At 68.2% G+C, this 15,094-nt stretch carries 28 protein-coding genes; 16 read left to right on the forward strand and 12 right to left on the reverse strand.

From position 1 onward, the window contains the following. Window positions 1-124: 124 nt before the first annotated feature. The 11 genes from CDN99_RS06480 to CDN99_RS06530 all read right to left on the reverse strand — a co-directional run bounded on the left by CDN99_RS06480 (window position 125) and on the right by CDN99_RS06530 (window position 8,580). Complete coding sequence (locus CDN99_RS06480) at window positions 125-538, reverse strand: Gp49 family protein (RefSeq protein WP_088383807.1); 414 nt, start codon at window positions 536-538, stop codon at window positions 125-127. A 120-nt stretch (window positions 539-658) separates the two neighbouring features. Continuing rightward, window positions 659-1,294, reverse strand: a complete 636-nt coding sequence (locus CDN99_RS06485) for a 3'-5' exonuclease (RefSeq protein WP_088383809.1) — start codon at window positions 1,292-1,294, stop codon at window positions 659-661. Between the two features lie 105 nt (window positions 1,295-1,399). Then, entirely contained in the window at window positions 1,400-3,229 is a 1,830-nt protein-coding gene (locus tag CDN99_RS06490) for a recombinase RecF (RefSeq protein WP_088383811.1), read from the reverse strand. Between the two features lie 100 nt (window positions 3,230-3,329). Then, entirely contained in the window at window positions 3,330-4,208 is an 879-nt protein-coding gene (locus CDN99_RS28965; protein WP_193531692.1) for a hypothetical protein, read from the reverse strand. A 17-nt stretch (window positions 4,209-4,225) separates the two neighbouring features. Beyond that, window positions 4,226-5,071: a RecB family exonuclease gene (locus CDN99_RS06500; RefSeq protein WP_088383813.1), complete on the reverse strand. Its 846-nt coding sequence runs from the start codon at window positions 5,069-5,071 to the stop codon at window positions 4,226-4,228. After that, window positions 5,068-5,292, reverse strand: a complete 225-nt coding sequence (locus CDN99_RS06505; RefSeq protein ID WP_088383815.1) for a hypothetical protein — start codon at window positions 5,290-5,292, stop codon at window positions 5,068-5,070. The genes CDN99_RS06500 and CDN99_RS06505 overlap by 4 nt, the downstream gene beginning before the upstream one ends. Beyond that, complete coding sequence (locus CDN99_RS06510; protein ID WP_088383817.1) at window positions 5,289-5,546, reverse strand: hypothetical protein; 258 nt, start codon at window positions 5,544-5,546, stop codon at window positions 5,289-5,291. The genes CDN99_RS06505 and CDN99_RS06510 overlap by 4 nt, the downstream gene beginning before the upstream one ends. Then, on the reverse strand, window positions 5,543-5,884 hold the full coding sequence (locus CDN99_RS06515; RefSeq protein WP_088383819.1) for a hypothetical protein: 342 nt from the start codon (window positions 5,882-5,884) through the stop codon (window positions 5,543-5,545). Before CDN99_RS06515 ends, CDN99_RS06510 begins: the two co-directional genes overlap by 4 nt. Continuing rightward, a complete protein-coding gene (locus CDN99_RS28970) occupies window positions 5,884-6,741 on the reverse strand; it encodes a hypothetical protein (RefSeq protein ID WP_193531693.1) in 858 nt (285 codons plus the stop codon). Before CDN99_RS28970 ends, CDN99_RS06515 begins: the two co-directional genes overlap by 1 nt. A 486-nt stretch (window positions 6,742-7,227) precedes the next feature. Then, window positions 7,228-7,644 (reverse strand): hypothetical protein, encoded by a 417-nt coding sequence (locus CDN99_RS28130; RefSeq protein ID WP_141100668.1) that lies wholly within the window; start codon window positions 7,642-7,644, stop codon window positions 7,228-7,230. A gap of 252 nt (window positions 7,645-7,896) precedes the next feature. Continuing rightward, the gene (locus tag CDN99_RS06530; RefSeq protein WP_158218768.1) at window positions 7,897-8,580 is read right to left on the reverse strand and encodes a S24 family peptidase; all 684 of its coding nucleotides are present in this window, start codon (window positions 8,578-8,580) and stop codon (window positions 7,897-7,899) included. Window positions 8,581-8,608: 28 nt separating this feature from the next. On the opposite strand from CDN99_RS06530, the gene CDN99_RS06535 reads away from it, so the two are divergent. Together CDN99_RS06535 and CDN99_RS06540 are read left to right on the forward strand one after the other, a co-directional pair. Next, on the forward strand, window positions 8,609-8,896 hold the full coding sequence (locus CDN99_RS06535) for a transcriptional regulator (RefSeq protein WP_088383825.1): 288 nt from the start codon (window positions 8,609-8,611) through the stop codon (window positions 8,894-8,896). Between the two features lie 3 nt (window positions 8,897-8,899). Beyond that, the gene (locus CDN99_RS06540; protein WP_238139401.1) at window positions 8,900-9,643 is read left to right on the forward strand and encodes a DNA-methyltransferase; all 744 of its coding nucleotides are present in this window, start codon (window positions 8,900-8,902) and stop codon (window positions 9,641-9,643) included. Window positions 9,644-9,654: 11 nt separating this feature from the next. On the opposite strand, the gene CDN99_RS29510 is transcribed toward CDN99_RS06540, so the two are convergent. Continuing rightward, complete coding sequence (locus CDN99_RS29510; RefSeq protein WP_259374712.1) at window positions 9,655-9,789, reverse strand: hypothetical protein; 135 nt, start codon at window positions 9,787-9,789, stop codon at window positions 9,655-9,657. A 187-nt stretch (window positions 9,790-9,976) separates the two neighbouring features. Between CDN99_RS29510 and CDN99_RS06545 the strand changes: the two genes are divergently transcribed. From CDN99_RS06545 to CDN99_RS06610, 14 genes are all read left to right on the forward strand, one after another. Further along, window positions 9,977-10,324, forward strand: coding sequence for a hypothetical protein (locus CDN99_RS06545; RefSeq protein ID WP_141100670.1), 348 nt, complete (start codon window positions 9,977-9,979; stop codon window positions 10,322-10,324). Then, entirely contained in the window at window positions 10,321-10,539 is a 219-nt protein-coding gene (locus CDN99_RS06550; RefSeq protein WP_088383829.1) for a hypothetical protein, read from the forward strand. Before CDN99_RS06545 ends, CDN99_RS06550 begins: the two co-directional genes overlap by 4 nt. Beyond that, a complete protein-coding gene (locus CDN99_RS06555; protein ID WP_088383831.1) occupies window positions 10,536-10,829 on the forward strand; it encodes a hypothetical protein in 294 nt (97 codons plus the stop codon). Before CDN99_RS06550 ends, CDN99_RS06555 begins: the two co-directional genes overlap by 4 nt. Beyond that, on the forward strand, window positions 10,826-11,425 hold the full coding sequence (locus tag CDN99_RS06560; RefSeq protein ID WP_088383833.1) for a hypothetical protein: 600 nt from the start codon (window positions 10,826-10,828) through the stop codon (window positions 11,423-11,425). Before CDN99_RS06555 ends, CDN99_RS06560 begins: the two co-directional genes overlap by 4 nt. Beyond that, window positions 11,422-11,739: a hypothetical protein gene (locus CDN99_RS06565; protein ID WP_088383835.1), complete on the forward strand. Its 318-nt coding sequence runs from the start codon at window positions 11,422-11,424 to the stop codon at window positions 11,737-11,739. Before CDN99_RS06560 ends, CDN99_RS06565 begins: the two co-directional genes overlap by 4 nt. Before the next feature lie 15 nt (window positions 11,740-11,754). Next, entirely contained in the window at window positions 11,755-12,690 is a 936-nt protein-coding gene (locus tag CDN99_RS06570; RefSeq protein ID WP_088383837.1) for a DUF1376 domain-containing protein, read from the forward strand. Further along, window positions 12,687-13,049 (forward strand): hypothetical protein, encoded by a 363-nt coding sequence (locus CDN99_RS06575; RefSeq protein ID WP_088383839.1) that lies wholly within the window; start codon window positions 12,687-12,689, stop codon window positions 13,047-13,049. Before CDN99_RS06570 ends, CDN99_RS06575 begins: the two co-directional genes overlap by 4 nt. Beyond that, entirely contained in the window at window positions 13,046-13,261 is a 216-nt protein-coding gene (locus tag CDN99_RS06580) for a hypothetical protein (protein ID WP_141100671.1), read from the forward strand. The genes CDN99_RS06575 and CDN99_RS06580 overlap by 4 nt, the downstream gene beginning before the upstream one ends. Further along, a complete protein-coding gene (locus CDN99_RS06585) occupies window positions 13,258-13,449 on the forward strand; it encodes a hypothetical protein (RefSeq protein WP_088383843.1) in 192 nt (63 codons plus the stop codon). Before CDN99_RS06580 ends, CDN99_RS06585 begins: the two co-directional genes overlap by 4 nt. Then, a complete protein-coding gene (locus CDN99_RS06590; RefSeq protein WP_088383845.1) occupies window positions 13,446-13,910 on the forward strand; it encodes a RusA family crossover junction endodeoxyribonuclease in 465 nt (154 codons plus the stop codon). Before CDN99_RS06585 ends, CDN99_RS06590 begins: the two co-directional genes overlap by 4 nt. Next, window positions 13,907-14,149 (forward strand): hypothetical protein, encoded by a 243-nt coding sequence (locus CDN99_RS06595; RefSeq protein WP_088383847.1) that lies wholly within the window; start codon window positions 13,907-13,909, stop codon window positions 14,147-14,149. Before CDN99_RS06590 ends, CDN99_RS06595 begins: the two co-directional genes overlap by 4 nt. An 85-nt stretch (window positions 14,150-14,234) precedes the next feature. After that, the gene (locus CDN99_RS06600) at window positions 14,235-14,456 is read left to right on the forward strand and encodes a DUF7696 family protein (protein ID WP_088383849.1); all 222 of its coding nucleotides are present in this window, start codon (window positions 14,235-14,237) and stop codon (window positions 14,454-14,456) included. Then, entirely contained in the window at window positions 14,453-14,737 is a 285-nt protein-coding gene (locus CDN99_RS06605) for a hypothetical protein (RefSeq protein ID WP_088383852.1), read from the forward strand. Before CDN99_RS06600 ends, CDN99_RS06605 begins: the two co-directional genes overlap by 4 nt. 96 nt (window positions 14,738-14,833) lie before the next feature. Beyond that, entirely contained in the window at window positions 14,834-15,091 is a 258-nt protein-coding gene (locus CDN99_RS06610) for a hypothetical protein (RefSeq protein ID WP_088383854.1), read from the forward strand. The last annotated feature ends 3 nt before the right edge of the window (window positions 15,092-15,094 follow it).

The following is a 15,094-nucleotide window of genomic DNA, read 5'->3' on the forward strand; positions in this document are numbered from 1 at the left end:
GCACATTCGCCGAGGGACCCTGGGCTGGCCTCGTAAAGTGCCCCGTGGTTCCAGCGTCCATGTCTTCCTGAGGGCAAAGGGGATGGCTGGCGGGACCCATGTGCAATGGGCTGCGGTTGGAGGGTCAGGCCGTACGGTCGGCCGGCGAATCGCTGGGCAGAGGCGAGACGCCAGTGGCGGTCGTGCCGTCGCTGTAGGTCTTCGTTTCGACCTCGGCGCGCAGCTCGGCCTGGTGAGCCAGCTTCGACTTCAGCTCATATCCCAGCAGCGGCCACGCCTCGTTGATCGAGTTGTCCGTGGCGATCTCCTTGCCCAGCTCGGCGTCGTCGTTCTCGGGCGAGACCGCGACCGACGGGCGGCCGACGACGGCATAGCCGTTCACCATGTTCAGCACCGCCCAGCGCAGGATCTGGCCCGATGCGGAGGTGTGGGTCACGAAGTCGATGGACGCGATGGCGTCCTCGATCTGGCTGCGCGTCACGCGCGGCGCGGTCAGGCCCTTGGCCTGGATTTCGTTCTCGATCTGCTGGTCGTTCACGGGGTCTCCTATCGGAGTGGTTGGGAAGAAAGCGGGCGCCGCTCGCGCGGGGCATCAGGGAGTTGGGATTGGCCAGGGAGGAAAGCCGTCAGTCCTGATGCCGAGTCGCCCGGAAACTGGTCAGGCCGCGGCCCGGTCGTCGAGGACGACGCGCTCGCGGATGCCGTCCTGGATCGCCCACCAGACGGCCATCAGCGCGCGCACGTCGACGATCGCGCTGTGGGCTCCGACGAGCTGGCGGCCGGTGAAGAACTCGTAGGCCTCGGACAGTTTGGGCGTCTTCGGGTGGTGGCGGCGCACGGCGATCATCTTGGCCGTGGGCGGCAACTTGCAGATGGACGTGGAGGCGGTCGCGGCACACAGCGCGGGCGCGGTCTTCCACGCGTCGGCTTGCTCCGGATCGCGGTAGCGCATCAGCGCGATGCGCAGGATGCGGCAGTCGAAGGCCTCGTTGAAGGCGATGCGGCCGGCGGCCTTGGCGTGCATGGCCATGAAGCGATCGACGGCCTCGGCTTCGGGGATACCTTCGGCCAGCGCGCGCTCGGTGGTGATGCCGGTCAGCGCCGCGGCTTCCTCGCCGATCTCCCAGCCGTCGGGCTTCACCAGCACGTCGAGCGTCTCCAGTTCCTCGCGGGTGTCCTCGTCGACGAGGATGGCGCCGATCTGCGTGAGGTGCGGCTGGTGAGGAGCCTCGCTGGGGGCCTTGAAGTCGGGCAGGCCCGTGGTCTCGGTGTCGAAAAAGATGATCAGGCTCATGGTGTGGTCTCGGTCAGGGTGGGAAGGGTGGGGGGCGCCCTTTGCCCGGCAGTGCTGCCCGGTGCGTCCAGGGCCTTCGCCGGCTACGTCGCGCCGCCCCGTTGATCAGGCGGCCTCGAACTCCTCGGCGATCTCGCCGTGCTCCAGCCAGAAGGGATCGAGGAAGGTGTCGGCGATCGGCGCGGCCTTGAGCGTCCCGAACACCAGCGCGGTGTCGAGCTCGTTCAGATCGCTCAACGTCTTGAGCCACAGCAGCGCGTTGGAGCGGCCATCCAGGTCCAGCACGTCGAAGCGATCGAGCATCAGGAACTTCAGGCCGGAGAAGTGGCTGACGGCCTCGGCGAGCATCGCGTCGGCGCGCCACTTCTCGGACTCGCTCAGCAGCTTGTAGGGACGGACCTCCAGCTCGCCGTTGGTCTCGAAGCCGGCGTCGATCGTCATGTCGGCGTTGACGCTGACGCGGAACCAGTCGGCATCCACGGCGCTCTGCGCCAGGCGCTCGTTGAAGGGCTCCAGGCCCTCGGCCAGCATCTCGTTGGGGATGCCGGTGGGCGCGAGCGCGTCGGCGCAGGCGGTCCAGGCTTCGACGTCGGCGTGGTGCTCCGCGGCTTCGGCCGTCTTCTTGCCGGCGGCGTCGGCGGCGACCTTGAGCGCGTGGATCGCGGCGGACTGCCGTGTCAGCTCCGAGCGCTCGGTCTTGATGTTGGCGATCTTGGTCTCGGCCGCCTGCAGCGCCTTCGAGTCGAAGGGCTGGGCCAGCTCCTCCTTGATGGCCTTGATCTCGCCGGCGAGCTGGCGCAGCGCGGTCAGGTCGCGCTCGCCGTTGGACACGGCCTTGGTCATCAGGTCGACGGACTTCTCCAGCGCCGGGATCTTGGCCAGGGCATCGGGGTTGCCCTCCGCGCCGATCTGGCCGTGCTCGGCCTCGTACTGGTCCAGCACGCGCGCGGCTTCTTCGACGATCGCGCGGTCCTTGTCGTCGAGTTGGAAGTCGCCCTCCGGGTAGTGGTGCGAGAACATCGTCTCGAGCGACGCGGCCAGGTCGTGCACCAGCCCCTCACGCTTTCCGGTACCGGCCTCGGCGCGCGCGGCCTGCAGCTTCTGCTGGAAGTCCGCCAGGCTGGCCTTGTCCGTCTCCAGCTTCTTCTCGACCCGGTCGGTCATGTCGACCTTGGTCTTGAGCTCGGGCAGCTTGGTGTTCAGGTCGGCGCGGCGCGATCCCTGCGCGCGCAGCTCGCCGACGGCCAGCTGCTTCTCCTCGAGTTCGGCGTCGAGCTTGCTCAGCTTCTCGCCGATCGCGGCGGCCGCGACCGCGTCATGCTCCGGCACCTCGGCCGTCCAGGTCTTGCCCTTCTCGCTGCCGTAGTTCTCGCCGGTGACCTGGCGCCACGCGCCCTTGGCCAGCGTCGCCTTCTCCTTGGCCTCGGCGCACGCGGCGGGGAAGCCAGCCTTCAGCAGAGGTCCCACGCGCTCGGCCTTGGTCGCGTCGATGCCGCGCTTGACCAGGCGCTCGATCACCGCCTTCGGGCTCATCTTGATGCCCAGCAGCTCGAACAGCATCGTGCCGCGCGCCTTCTCGTCCAGCGCGGCGAAGCGCTCGGGCTCCATCACGTAGGGCAGCATCGCGTGCGGCGCATACTTCGTGGCCGGCACGGTCTTGCCGCTGGGCAGCTGGGCCCACGCGAGCGCGCCGCCGTCGATCTGCACCTCGGTCAGGCCGTCGGCCATGCCCTCGTGCACCAGCGCCTGCAGGTCCTTCTTCAGCTTCACGCCGCGCGCGGCCAGGTCACCGCTCAGCGCCATGCGCACGGCCTCGGCCAGCGAGGTCTTGCCGTTGCCGTTGTGCGCGGCGAAGAGCGCCACCGGCTTGGTGATGGTGATCGCAGCCGAGCGGATGCCCAGCACGCTGTTGACGTCGATGTTGGTGATCTTCATGTCGGTGTCCCTGTGGATGTGGGTGGGGCCAGCTCAGCGCTCCGGGATCGGAGCAGGAGGAGGGAGACGGACCGGAACGCCGGCCGGCCCCATTGATCGGTTACTCGAGGCCGGCGGGAGCCGTGGCGGCGGTGGAGCGGCGGCCGCGCGGGCCGGGCGCGGAGGATGCGGCGGGGGAGGGCGACGCAGCGGGCTCAGGCGCGGGCGCGGGGCTCGGTGCAGGCGCCGGATCCAGTTTCTGTTCCGCCGGCTGCCCATCGGGCTGGGCGTCTGCCGAAGGTTGGCCGTCGACGATCACGCCGTCGTTGTCGATGACGCCGATCTCCTTGCGCAGCGCTTCGGTGGTGACGGTGTAGGTGCCGTCGGCGTGCACGTCGATGACGTCCTGAAGCTCCTCCTGCGTCTGCAGGCCCATGCTGATCTCAGGCGCGTACGCGCGGGTCCAGAAGGCCGCGGCGCGGTACTGGAACATCACGTCCGGCATGGTCTTCCACTTGCTGCCGTTCTTGGAGTTCCAGCCTTCGGCCTTCACCATCTTCCAGTCGACCCAGATGCCTTCGAGGCGATCGCCGCTCAGCCGCTCTGTGGCCCAGGCGCGGCAGCCGTAGTCGTCATCGCCCGGCTTACCCTTCCACTCGTAGCGCATGTTGCTGAAGCGGCCGCAGGTGTTCACCGAGGCGATCAGGAACTTGCTCGACCAGCCGGGGTTGCCGTGGACGATGTACAGGTTCTGCATCACCATCAGCTCGTCGGCGCCCAGGCGCCTGGCCAGGTTGAGCGCGATCATGCAGTTGGCGACGTTGCCCTGGTACGCGACGGGCACGAGCGTGGAGGTCGCGAAGGCCTTGGCCACACGCTGGAGCAGCTCGAATCCTGCCAGGTCGAAGAAGCCAGCTCGGACCATCTGGCCGCCTTGCGGCACCGTGGCGATGGCTCCGCCCTGCTGTTGGACGGTCTGAAGGGGGACGGGTGCGTTCATGGGTCGAGGTCCTCGGGTTACTCGTGGAAGTGGCAGCGGCTCCAGCGCGCGCAGTAGCGCTCGCTGCACAGCACGCTCTGCGGGTTCGGGGGGAAGAGGCCGCTGCGGAACATCCCGGCGGCGATCTCGATGAGGCCGGGCTGGTCCGCCGTTCCGACCATCACGCGCTTGGCGTCGAAGATCCCGGAGATCGCGCCGGCGGGCTTGCCCTTCGTGGCCAGCGCCAGGATCTGGGCGCCGACCGTGGGCACGCGTTCGGTGTGCTCGTACATCAGCTGGTAGGTGCCCAGCTGCGCGCTGCGGCCCTTGGTCTGGGCGACGCCGTCGACGATCACGCGCGTGCCGGTCTTCACGTCGGGGATGACGACGCCCTCCAACTGATTGGCCACGCGCGAGCGGTCCATCGATCCGGTCAGCTCGACGATCTGGCCGCCGCCGCAGTCGATCTGCAGCGGGTTGAGCGTCTGCTCGACGCTCGTGAAGTTGAAGCGCGGCGAGATCTCGCTGCAGTAGATGGCGTGCAGCGCCAGGCCGATGCGCTCGGCGTCGCGCACGGTCAGGTCGTCCTGGTTCATGTCGACATCGCGCTCGGGCTCACGCAGCTCTTTCACGAGCACGTCGGCCGCGTCCATCGCGCTGACCGGCTCCGCGCCGACGAGGCGGCCGCGATCGAATGCGGCCGTGCTGGCGTGCACGGCGGTGCCCAGCTGTGCGCGCAGGCCCGCGGGCTTGCGGTAGCCGAGGATGTGGACGCCTTCCCACGCGTACGCGCAGTCGAAGAGGTTGCCCCAGCTCGACGCCCGCACCTTCAGCACGTTCTGCGAGGCCGCTCGCGGCACGATGTGGACAGGGTGGTCGATCATTGGTTGCTCACGTTGTCGATGAACGAGCCCAGCGCCCACAGCAGCAGGATCAGCACGAGCGCGGCGATGGTTGAGAAGCGGTCGCTGCGCTGCGACGGCGCATCGGGCGGCGTGAGGTGATCGGGCGAGCACATCGACATGTCCGGCTGCGGGCACGCCCATTCGCCGGTCTCGTCCATGGCCTCGTGATCGGGCTGCGCGACAGGGCGGTCGAGCGTCATGGCTGGATCCCCTTGGCCATCGCCACCAGGAAGTTGGCCAAGCCAACGATGCCCATAGCCAGGCTCGCCACGACCAGCGTGAAGTCGCTGAAGGCCCAGTCGGTGGGATCGATGACGGGCTCGGCACCGACCTCGGTGCAGGCCTCCGCCGGCATCGGCGGCAGCGGTTCCGTGATCTGCGCGATGCGCAGGTCGAGGTCGCACTCCGTGCACGCGCCCGGCGCGGGCAGGCCCTGGTGGAAGAGGGCGCTCATGCCGCCACCTCGCGCCGCTGATGCGTCGGGCCCCAGTCGCCGACCGGCGCGAAGCGCGCGTCCGACAGGATGTCCTCCGCGTGGCGCTCGATCAGGTCCTCCAGCTTCGCGCGCATATTCAGCGCCAGGCGCTGCGCCGCGATCTCCTGCTCGCGCGCCTGCAACTCGCCGCGCGTGAAGCTCTCGCGCTCCAGCGTCGTCTCAGCCTCGGCGCGCAGCGCTCGAGCAACGCGCGCCTTCTCGTCGTACTCGCGCTGCTGGCGCTTGAACCCGACCAGGTCGCGCATCGTCTCCACGATCGCCACGGGCAGGATCACGGTGGTGGTTCCGGCCGACATCACTGAGCCTCGCCGTTGCTCGGGACCTGCGCCGACTCGGCACGCAGCTCCGCATTGATCATGGCCAGGAACAGCTCGTGCGCGCTCAGCTGCAACTGCTCGCACGTCGGAGCCAGAGCCTTATCTGCCGCGGCGCGCGCCTCACCGTAGGTCGGCGCCGATAGGGCGGCGGCCCAGGCGGCGGCCCAGGCGGCGTCCCAGGCGGCGGCCCAGGCGGCGTCCCAGGCGGCGTCCCTGGCGGCGTCCCAGGCGGCGTCCCTGGCGGCGTCCCAGGCGGCGTCCCTGGCGGCGTCCCTGGCGGCGGCCCTGGCGGCGTCCCTGGCGGCGGCCCTGGCGGCGTCCCTGGCGGCGGCCCTGGCGGCGTCCCTGGCGGCGGCCCTGGCGGCGGCCGCAGCGCTGCGCGCCTTATCGAGTGTGGGTACCGCAGCCGCAAGCGCCTGCTCCCCATGAATCGGTGCCAGCGCACGCAGCGCCGCAGCGTGCTCGGCCATCGACGGCGAGAGATCCAGCCACGCCGGGGTGCACACGCGGATCAGCCAGTCCGCCGCCATCCAGCCGCGCAGCTGGCTCAGCTCCGCGCCCTGGTTCGTACCCGGCAGCAGCGGGATGTAGCGCTTGAGCTGCGCGCGCTCCTCGTTGCTGCGCATGCCGTCGTTCCACGAGCGGCCGAACTCCGCCAGGATCGGATCGACGCACGCCGGCGAGTCACCGAAGTCCTCGCCCGCGAACAGGCTCACCACCTCGAGGAGGCAATGGCCGGCGTCGGGACCAGGGTGGCTGCCGCTGTCGAGCTCGAGCGCCTCGAGCTGCTCCGCTGTCAGGTTGCCGGTCGCGCCGACATTCGCTTGCTGTTCCATCTGCCCTCCAAGGCGCCGGGGTGGCGCGTCGATAGAGCAAGAATAAAGCAATGCTGTACAAAATCAAGCGACGCTGTATACCCGACTCGTCGAATCAAGTATTGCTTGATACGATGTGCAGGAGGAAGCCCGCGCGGTGCGGGCTTCGTCAGAGGCCGTCAGGCCAGGAGATCAGAGATGGATAGACGCAGACTTCTACTCGGTGCGGCCGCATCGTTGGCTGCCTCGGCGGTTGCGAGCGCCCGCGGCGTCCCGTCCCCTTTGGATGACGCGCCACGGCTTCAAGCAATGCTCGATGCTGGACTGCCCATCGTCGGGGGGGATTACTTCATCTACAGCCCCCTGAAGCTGCGCAGCGGATCCCACATCCTGCGGGCCAACTTTCGCATGCCGCGCGCCATCAACCTATTCGCCGCCCCAACGGGCAGATTTGAAAGGCAGGCGATCGTCTCTCACTGCACTGTGACGGGGGTGTAGTTGGCGCCTTCATCGAAGGACTAGAGCAGATGGGGTGTCCCGGAAGGTGCTACCGCTTATTGATAGGCCCGCGACACTCATCTGCTTTTCTGTGATTTCACAGCACACACCATTCACCCAGAACAACCCAGTCACGGCTACGGTGTTCTCATCCAGAATTCGCGCGCTCGCGATTTTGTTTCCATCTGCCGATATGGCCTTGACGGAGCCAGGCTTGACCTCAATCGAAACCCCATCCGCGCTATCGACAACTTGATTTTTCTTCACCCGAATCAGGCGTCTTCCGTCCTTATCGAGTACATCAAAGTCGACAACTATCTGACCATTTTCTCCGACCTCGCGCAGGTTGAATAGTTCCGTCCCATACATAGTCACGGCGGATCCGCAGTTGATGTACCGGTTGTTTCCGAGAACGATCGTTGCCATTTCTCTCTCCCTCATCACCCGGATGCTCCGGGCGCGCTTGTCTACCAGTTTTCGCGAATCGTGTGGCGCGCTTGGCGCAGCGCCAACGGAAGATATTTAGGCGCAGCCATCAGGCATAACCAAAGTCCGATCGCGAACGGCACGCCAATCGCCGGAGCGAATGCACGCGCGATCGAGAAACTAATAAGTGCCCAGAGAACCCAAACTGCTCCTCGAAGCACGCGCCGAATGTTGCCATTGCCTTCCATGCTTTCACCCCCATCGGGCCTCCACGGCCGTTAGTACTGCGAGTATGCGCAGGCCATCCCTCTCGCTGTCCAGCGCCGCGTAGGCGGGATTCATCGCGTGCGCCTCCCAATGACCTTGGCGCCCGGAACGGAATAGCCGGAAGTAGACCTCATCGGCCATGTCCTTCACGAGCACACCATCGCCAGGACGCGGGTTATTCGCGATCGAGGTGTTGAAGACGAGTTTGTCCCCGGCGCGCACCCGAGGCGCCATGGAATCGTCATTCATCGCGACAGAGAAAAGAGTTGGTAAGTCTTTTGTATTCACGAGCAGCTCCCAATCAAACGGTCTTATGCCGTCGACTGTTTCTGCCTTGAGGCTCGCGTATTGAGCTACCCCCGTGGATAGGGTGGTCGCGCTGAATCCGAGGCTCGCACCGAGCAGTTGCTCGACCACGGGAATCCACGCCTTGTCCATGCGGCCAGTGCGCCGCCACTCGGAGACCGCCTGCGGCGAGCACGGGCGCCCCGAGAGCCGCGCACACAGGCGCGCGAACTCCGCCTGGCTGCGGCCACGCTCCGCAGTCTTCCAGGTCTCAAACAGGGCGACGAAACGCTCCCGAAGGGCGTCCGCCGTGCTGGTCTTCTCGTCAAGCATCGCTTGATTGTCCGGAGCCGCCTTGCAATACGGCAATGCTTGATGCATCATGTACAGCAATGCTTTACTTGGAGCCGCAATGAACGAGCACGTCAAGCGCGCCATCGACATCGTCGGGGGTGGGGCCAAGCTGGCCGCTGCAATCGAGCGCAGCCCGCAATTCGTGAGCCAACTGCTGAAGGGCGAGCGCAATGTGCCGGCGGAGCTGTGCCCATCCATCGAGCGCGCAACGCGCGCGGCGGTCGCCGCAGCTGGAGGCGAGGCGGTGCTGTGCGAGGACCTGCGCCCGGACGTCGACTGGGCGGTCGTGCGCGAGAACCCGATCGCGCTGGCCGAGCTGGCGACCGCCGACGCCGCGCAGGAGTGAGGCGTGGTGACCCGCATCCTTGAGGGCGACTGCCGCGAGCTGCTGGCCGGCATGCCTGAGGGCTCGTTCGACGCGTGTATGGCAGATCCGCCCTACGGTGACACCTCGCTCGACTGGGACAACCCCGTCAAGGGTTGGATCCCGGCGGTGGCACGCGTGCTGAAGCCAGTCGCCAGCATCTGGGTGTTCGGCTCGATCCGCTTCCTGGCGAAGACCTTCGCCGAAATGGAGGAGCACGGCTTCCGCTACAGCCAGGACATCGTCTGGAAGAAGCAGAACGGGACCGGATTCCACGCCGACCGCTTCCGCCGTGTGCACGAGCACGCGGTGCTGTTCTACCGAGGCGCCTGGGGCGACGTCTACCACCAGCCCCAATACACCCGCGACGCAATCGCGCGCACGGTGCGCCGCAAGTCTCGTCCGACCCATACCGGGCACATCGAGGCCGGTCATTACGTCAGCGAAGACGGTGGCCCGCGCCTGATGACCAGTGTGCTGGAGGTGCGCAACGAGCATGGCCGCGCGATCCATCCGACGCAGAAACCGCTGGAACTGCTGGCTCCGCTGATCCGCTACAGCGTGCCGCCCGGCGGTTCCTTCGTCGTGCCGTTCGGCGGCAGCGGCTCGGACCTCGTGGTGGCCAGGGCTGAGGGTCTGGACGCGGTGGCGTGCGAGCTGGTTCCCGGACACGCCCAGCGAGCGGCGCAGCGCCTCGCCGCCGATGCGCCGCTGTTCGCCGAGGTCTGACCCATGCGCGCTCACCTCCACGCCCTCAGCTGCTGCGCCAGCTCCGGCTCGCCTGCGCCGGCCAGGCGGCGCGCGACCAGCTCGAAGAGCTCGAGCACCTTGGCATGCGCCCAGTCCATGTCGGCCTGGTTGATCTCTCGCTTCATTCGTCTCTTTCCAGCTGTGTCCTCCCGTCGCTCCGCCGTCATGGCGGTGGCCTCCGTTCGCGGTGGTGCGGCGGGTTGGGCCCAGCTGGAAGGACTGACCTATCGAGCCTTCATCGTCTGCGCGGCCCAACCGGTGCATCAACCGGTGCAGCCATCGCATTTCCTCAACCCGTTCAAGGAGGCCACCTTGCAACACACTCTTCCGCTGCTCGGACGCATTGACGCGCCGAGCGTTGTTCCCCCGTCCCTGCTCAAGCACATCCGCTGCTACCGCGCCGCGGTGCGCCTGTGCTGGGCGCTGCGCCGCGCCAAGGGGCTGCGCGTGTCGGACCTGGGCCGTGACCACGGCTTCACCCGCCAGCACGTCAGCGACTACCTCAACGACGACGACCTGCCGACCAGGCGCAGCCTGCCCGCCGAGCAGATCCACCTCTTCGAGGACGTCTGCGGCAACACCGCCATCACGCAGTGGCTCGCGGGCCGCCATCGCTTCACGCTCCTCGAGGAGCTGCAGGCGGAAAGGGCACTGGCATGAGCGCGCCCATCAACGACGGCGGCCCGGCGTTCCCGATCGCCGAGACGGGCAACAACGGTCAGGTCTACGCGGCCAGCTACGGCATGTCGCTGCGCGACTTCTTCGCCGCCCAGGCTCTGTCCCCGCTGATCGCGCGCGGTACAGGCGATCCGAAGCCCATGGCGAAGGCCGCCTACGCAATCGCGGACGCGATGCTGAAGGCGAGGGCGTCATGACGGCACCGACCTTGCTCAAGCTCGCCCAGGACGCCGAGCGCATGCCCTGGGAGACCGAGCACGACGTTCCCTACGAGCAGCGCAACGCGTTCCGCAACGCCTTCAGCGCCAACTTCTTCCTGGAGATGCTGGAGGCCATGAGGACAGCTCTTGCTGCTCTCGAGAGCTGCACGCCCGGCGACACCTCGACCGGCCACGTCCTGATCCCGTACTTCGACGAGGAGAAGTGCGACAGGGCCGAGACGGCGCTGCGCGGCCTGATCGCGCACATCGAGGGGAAGACATCGTGACCGCCGCCTACACACCACAGCCCGGCACGATCCCCTTCCGCGCGCTGGCGTACCTGCGCACCCAGCCGCTGGGCAAGAAATACTCGACCGGCGAGCTGGCCGAGGCCATCGATGTTGATCCGCTGTCCATGGGCCCGTGCCTCATGACCGCTGTCACGGCCGGCCTGATCTCGCGCACGAAGGCGCCCGGACAGCGCTGGCGGCAGTGGTCGCTGGGCACCGGCGCGCCGGCAGCAGCACCTGCGCCGGCCGCTGACGCTGATGCCGAGGACCCGGCGGACTTCACCCCCAACGCGCCGCGCGCGACCGCGCCCAGCGCCAACGAGGCAGCCCTGCAGGCGTGGCCGGCCCAGCCGCCGGCACCAGCACCGGAGCCGCCGCCCGCTGAAGCGCCCGCGCCCATCGCGGTCCCGCCGGCAGCACCCAAGCCGCGCGCCGCTCGCCAGGCCGAGCCCACCTTCGCCTGCGCGCTCTGGTCCGACGGCCGCCTGCAGCTCACCCGCGGCAACGCCGTGCTGGCGCAGCTCACCGCCGACGAGACGCGCGCGCTGCTGCATTACCTCGACCGCATCGCGACTCCCGAGGTGCCGGCATGACGGCGCCCGCCATCGGCACCTTCCTGCGGCCCGTGGGTCACATCGGCTTCTGCTACTGCTACCGGCTGGACCGCGTGCTCGAGCCGCACATGTGCTGGTGGGGACCGGAGGAGCGGGTGTGGGTCTGCTCGCGGTTCGACCTGGATCGCGAGAACGACGAGCCCGTCGCCAAGCACGTCGAGGACAGGCATCAGATCACCGAGCCGGTGCTGGTCGCCCCAGGCGTCTGGCGCGCTCGCGACGAGGACCCGTGGGACCTTGATCCGCTGTACTGGCGCGAGATGGGCCAGCGCGGCCAGCTCACGCTCTTCTGACCCCGAGGCAAGCCCTTGACCGACACCACACTCCCGCCTCCGCTCGTCGCCGCCGAGGTCGACCTGCGCGACTTCCAGTACATGGAGCTGGACGTGCGCGTGCTGCGCGACTCCCGCTTCGCCGCCCAGGTGTCGGGCGATGCATTCCGCGCCGGCGTGCTGCTCTGGTGCGCCGCTTGGCATCAGGTCCCGTGCGGATCCCTGCCCGACGACGACATCGAACTGGCCAATCTCGCCGGCTACGGACGCTTCGTGAAGGAGTGGCGCAAGGTCCGCGACGAGGCGCTGCTCGGATTCGTGAAATGCAGCGACGGACGCCTCTATCACGAGGTCGTCAGCGAGAAGGCGAACCAGGCCTGGAACTCCAAGCTGCTGCACTTCTTCGAGCGCGCCAAGGATCGACTGCGCAAGACCAATAAGGCACGCCTCGCAGAAGGTAAGCAGGCACTACCGGAAGTGACCTTCGAGGCCTGGAATTCCGCCCGACTCGACGCCTCAATTCCGATGGAAAAGGCCGAGGCTTCCGCCGGAATTCCGCAAAACGTTCCGCCAGCAAATCCCGGAATTCCACCGGAAAACGCTCTTAGAGGGAACGGAGAGGGAACGGAGAGGGAACGGAACGGAGAGTTATTCCTTAAACCCCCTGACGGGGGTAGCGGCGCCGCGCCTTGCGCAGCCCCGCCGCCTGCGCCTCCCGCCTTCGACGGCAGCAATGCCGAAGCCCTCAACGGCAAGGCCGTGGTGCCGATCGCCGGCAACTGGGACCTCCCCGAGCAGTGGGGCGTGGACGCCGAAGCCCTCGGCTGGAAGCCCGGCGAGGTGCTCCGCGAGGCCGAGAAATTCCGCCAGTACTGGGTCGCCGGCAAGGGCATGGGTACGCGCCGCAGCGTCAAGGGCTGGCGTCAGACCTGGTCGAACTGGCTCGACAAAGCCGCGAAGGATCGCCGATGAGCTACCGCAGCAGAACCCAGCAGCGCGACGACGCCATCGTCGACGCCGTCAATCGCGACGCGACCATCGACAGGTCGCTCATGTGCCGCGCCGTCGGATGCCCCCTGCGCTGGAGCGTCAACGGCGAAGGCCGCGTGCACCTGTGTTCCGCCCACGCCTGGGCCGACCCCAAGGACTGGCCGCGCATCACCCAGCACCTGCAGGAGCGCACCGACGCGCAGCTGCTCGGTCACGCCCAGCAGGACCTGCTCCCCGCAGCGAGCCGCCGCGAGGCCCTCGCCAAGCTGCAGCAGTTCGTCGCCAAGCGCCGCGCGCCCGGCGAGCTGCCCCAGCAGCAGCCGCAGGAGGAGCCTTGGTGACCGTCCTCGACCTCCTCACGCGCGCCAACCGCGCCATCGCGCCCACCGCGCTGCGCCGCTGCTGCCGCCTCACCCACGAGAAGCTCTACGCCGAGCTCGTGCACCTCGAGGCCCAGGGCCTGGCTCGCGGCATCCCGCGCTGCTTCCGCCGCCGCGGCCACATGCCCGAGGCCGGCTGGATCTCGCTCCAACCCCAGGGAGAACCCGCATGAGCGACGCACAACAAAACCCCATCTGCCCGCCCTGCAGCGGCAACTGCAACCAAGGTCGGACCTATCCCGCCCGCGCGCGCATTTCGCCGCCGGAGTTCGCCAGCGTGGCGCACTGCCTGCTGACCGGCGGCACGATCGGCGCGGCCGCGGCCTCGGCGTGGTTCCTCATCGTCGGAGGCGGCCTGTGATCGAGCTCGTGCTGCCCTATCCGATCTCGGCCAACCGGTACTGGCGCTCGTTCGTGCCGCGCGGCCACCAGCGCGCGATCGTCACGCTCAGCGACGAGGCCAAGGCCTACAAGCAGGACGTGGGCTGGAAGATCCGCCAGGCCGGCGTGCGCCAGCCCATCGCCGGGCGCGTGGCCGTCGCGATCGACCTCTACCCGCAGCGCCCGCAGGACTGGGAGCGCCGCCAGCGCAAGCTGGGCGACGCCTGGGACGACGGCGTGATGTGCATCGACCTCGACAACGCCAACAAGGTCCTGCTCGACTCGCTCAAGGGCTTCGCCTTCGACGACGACAAGTGGGTGCGCGAGCTGCGCTCCCGTCGCATGGAGCCCGACGCGCAGGGCGCGCGCGTCGTCATCCGCATCACGCCGCTGGCCAGCGCCACGGCGCCGCAGCTGGACCTGCTGGGGGAGACGGTATGAGCACGATCAACGCCCGTGTGGTGCACGTCAGCATGTGCGACCTCGGATTCGTCACGGATGCCAAGGGCCGCGAGTGGACCTTCAAATACCACGAGTACTGCGGCGTGACCGTGCTGCGCGCCGATGGCGAGCAGCTGAAGCGCCAGCCAGGACGGCGATCCCCCTTCTGGCCCGCGCTGCAGGTGTGGCTGGACGAGCGCCGCGCGCACGCCTTCGTCTCTTCGATCGGAGACCAGTGATGTCGATGCTGCTGGATCTGCTGCGACGCTTGTTCGACCTCATAGACGAGATCGCTCAGGCCGTCGTCAACGAGGATATGGACGAATGACGAGCGTCACTCTCATCGATGGACGCCAGGTCGACAGCGCCAGCGAGGAGTGGCGCGCCGAGTGCGCCAAGCGCCACGAGGAAGCACGCCGCGTCGCCGACATGCCCAGCAACGAAGCCCGCAAGCGCTACATCGACACCGTGCGCGCCAGCCGCGGCGACCAGGCCGCGCAGCGGTTGCGCAAGGCGGCGTTCGAGCTGATGGGAGAAGGACGATGACCACTCTCGACCTCAGCCGCGAGCGCCGCGTCGACTGGCCGCGCGTCATCGCCAACCTACAGCGCACCGGCATGTCGCCAAGCACGATCGCCGACTGGGTAGGGGTAGGGCGCAAGACCATCACGGACTACGCCCGCGACGACCTGCCGGCCGAGCCGGCGCACTGGGTCGGGCACTGCCTCATCGTGCTGTGGTGCGAGCGCTGCGGCACCACGCTGGCCGACCTGCCCACGCGCCTGGTGCAGCCTAGCGTCTCCCAGGTGCTGCGCGAGCACGCGTAGCCGCAGGTGGCGGGATTCCGCCATCGGGCCAAGAGGACATTGCGGGCACTTTCCACCGCCGCCGGCGAAGGCGGCACCACCCGCAGGAGCCCCCGAATGGCCACCACGCCCCGCAACGTCCGCACGCCCGGCGCCAGTCAGGCCGCCGCTCCCAAGCCCAACACCCAGCCGCTCGAGCGCACGCCGACCACCGCCGCCGGCGAAGGCGGCACCGAGCTGCCCAACGCGGTCGACGTCAACCCGCGCGCGCTGCGCGCTCCGGTGCTGACGAACCAGGGCTGGATCTGCCCGGACGAGGACTGGCAGAAGAAGCATGCCGCCGAGTTCCAGGCGATGCTCGACGCGCAGGACTGAGCC

Source organism: Roseateles aquatilis (assembly GCF_002205645.1).
Lineage (GTDB): Bacteria > Pseudomonadota > Gammaproteobacteria > Burkholderiales > Burkholderiaceae_C > Roseateles > Roseateles aquatilis.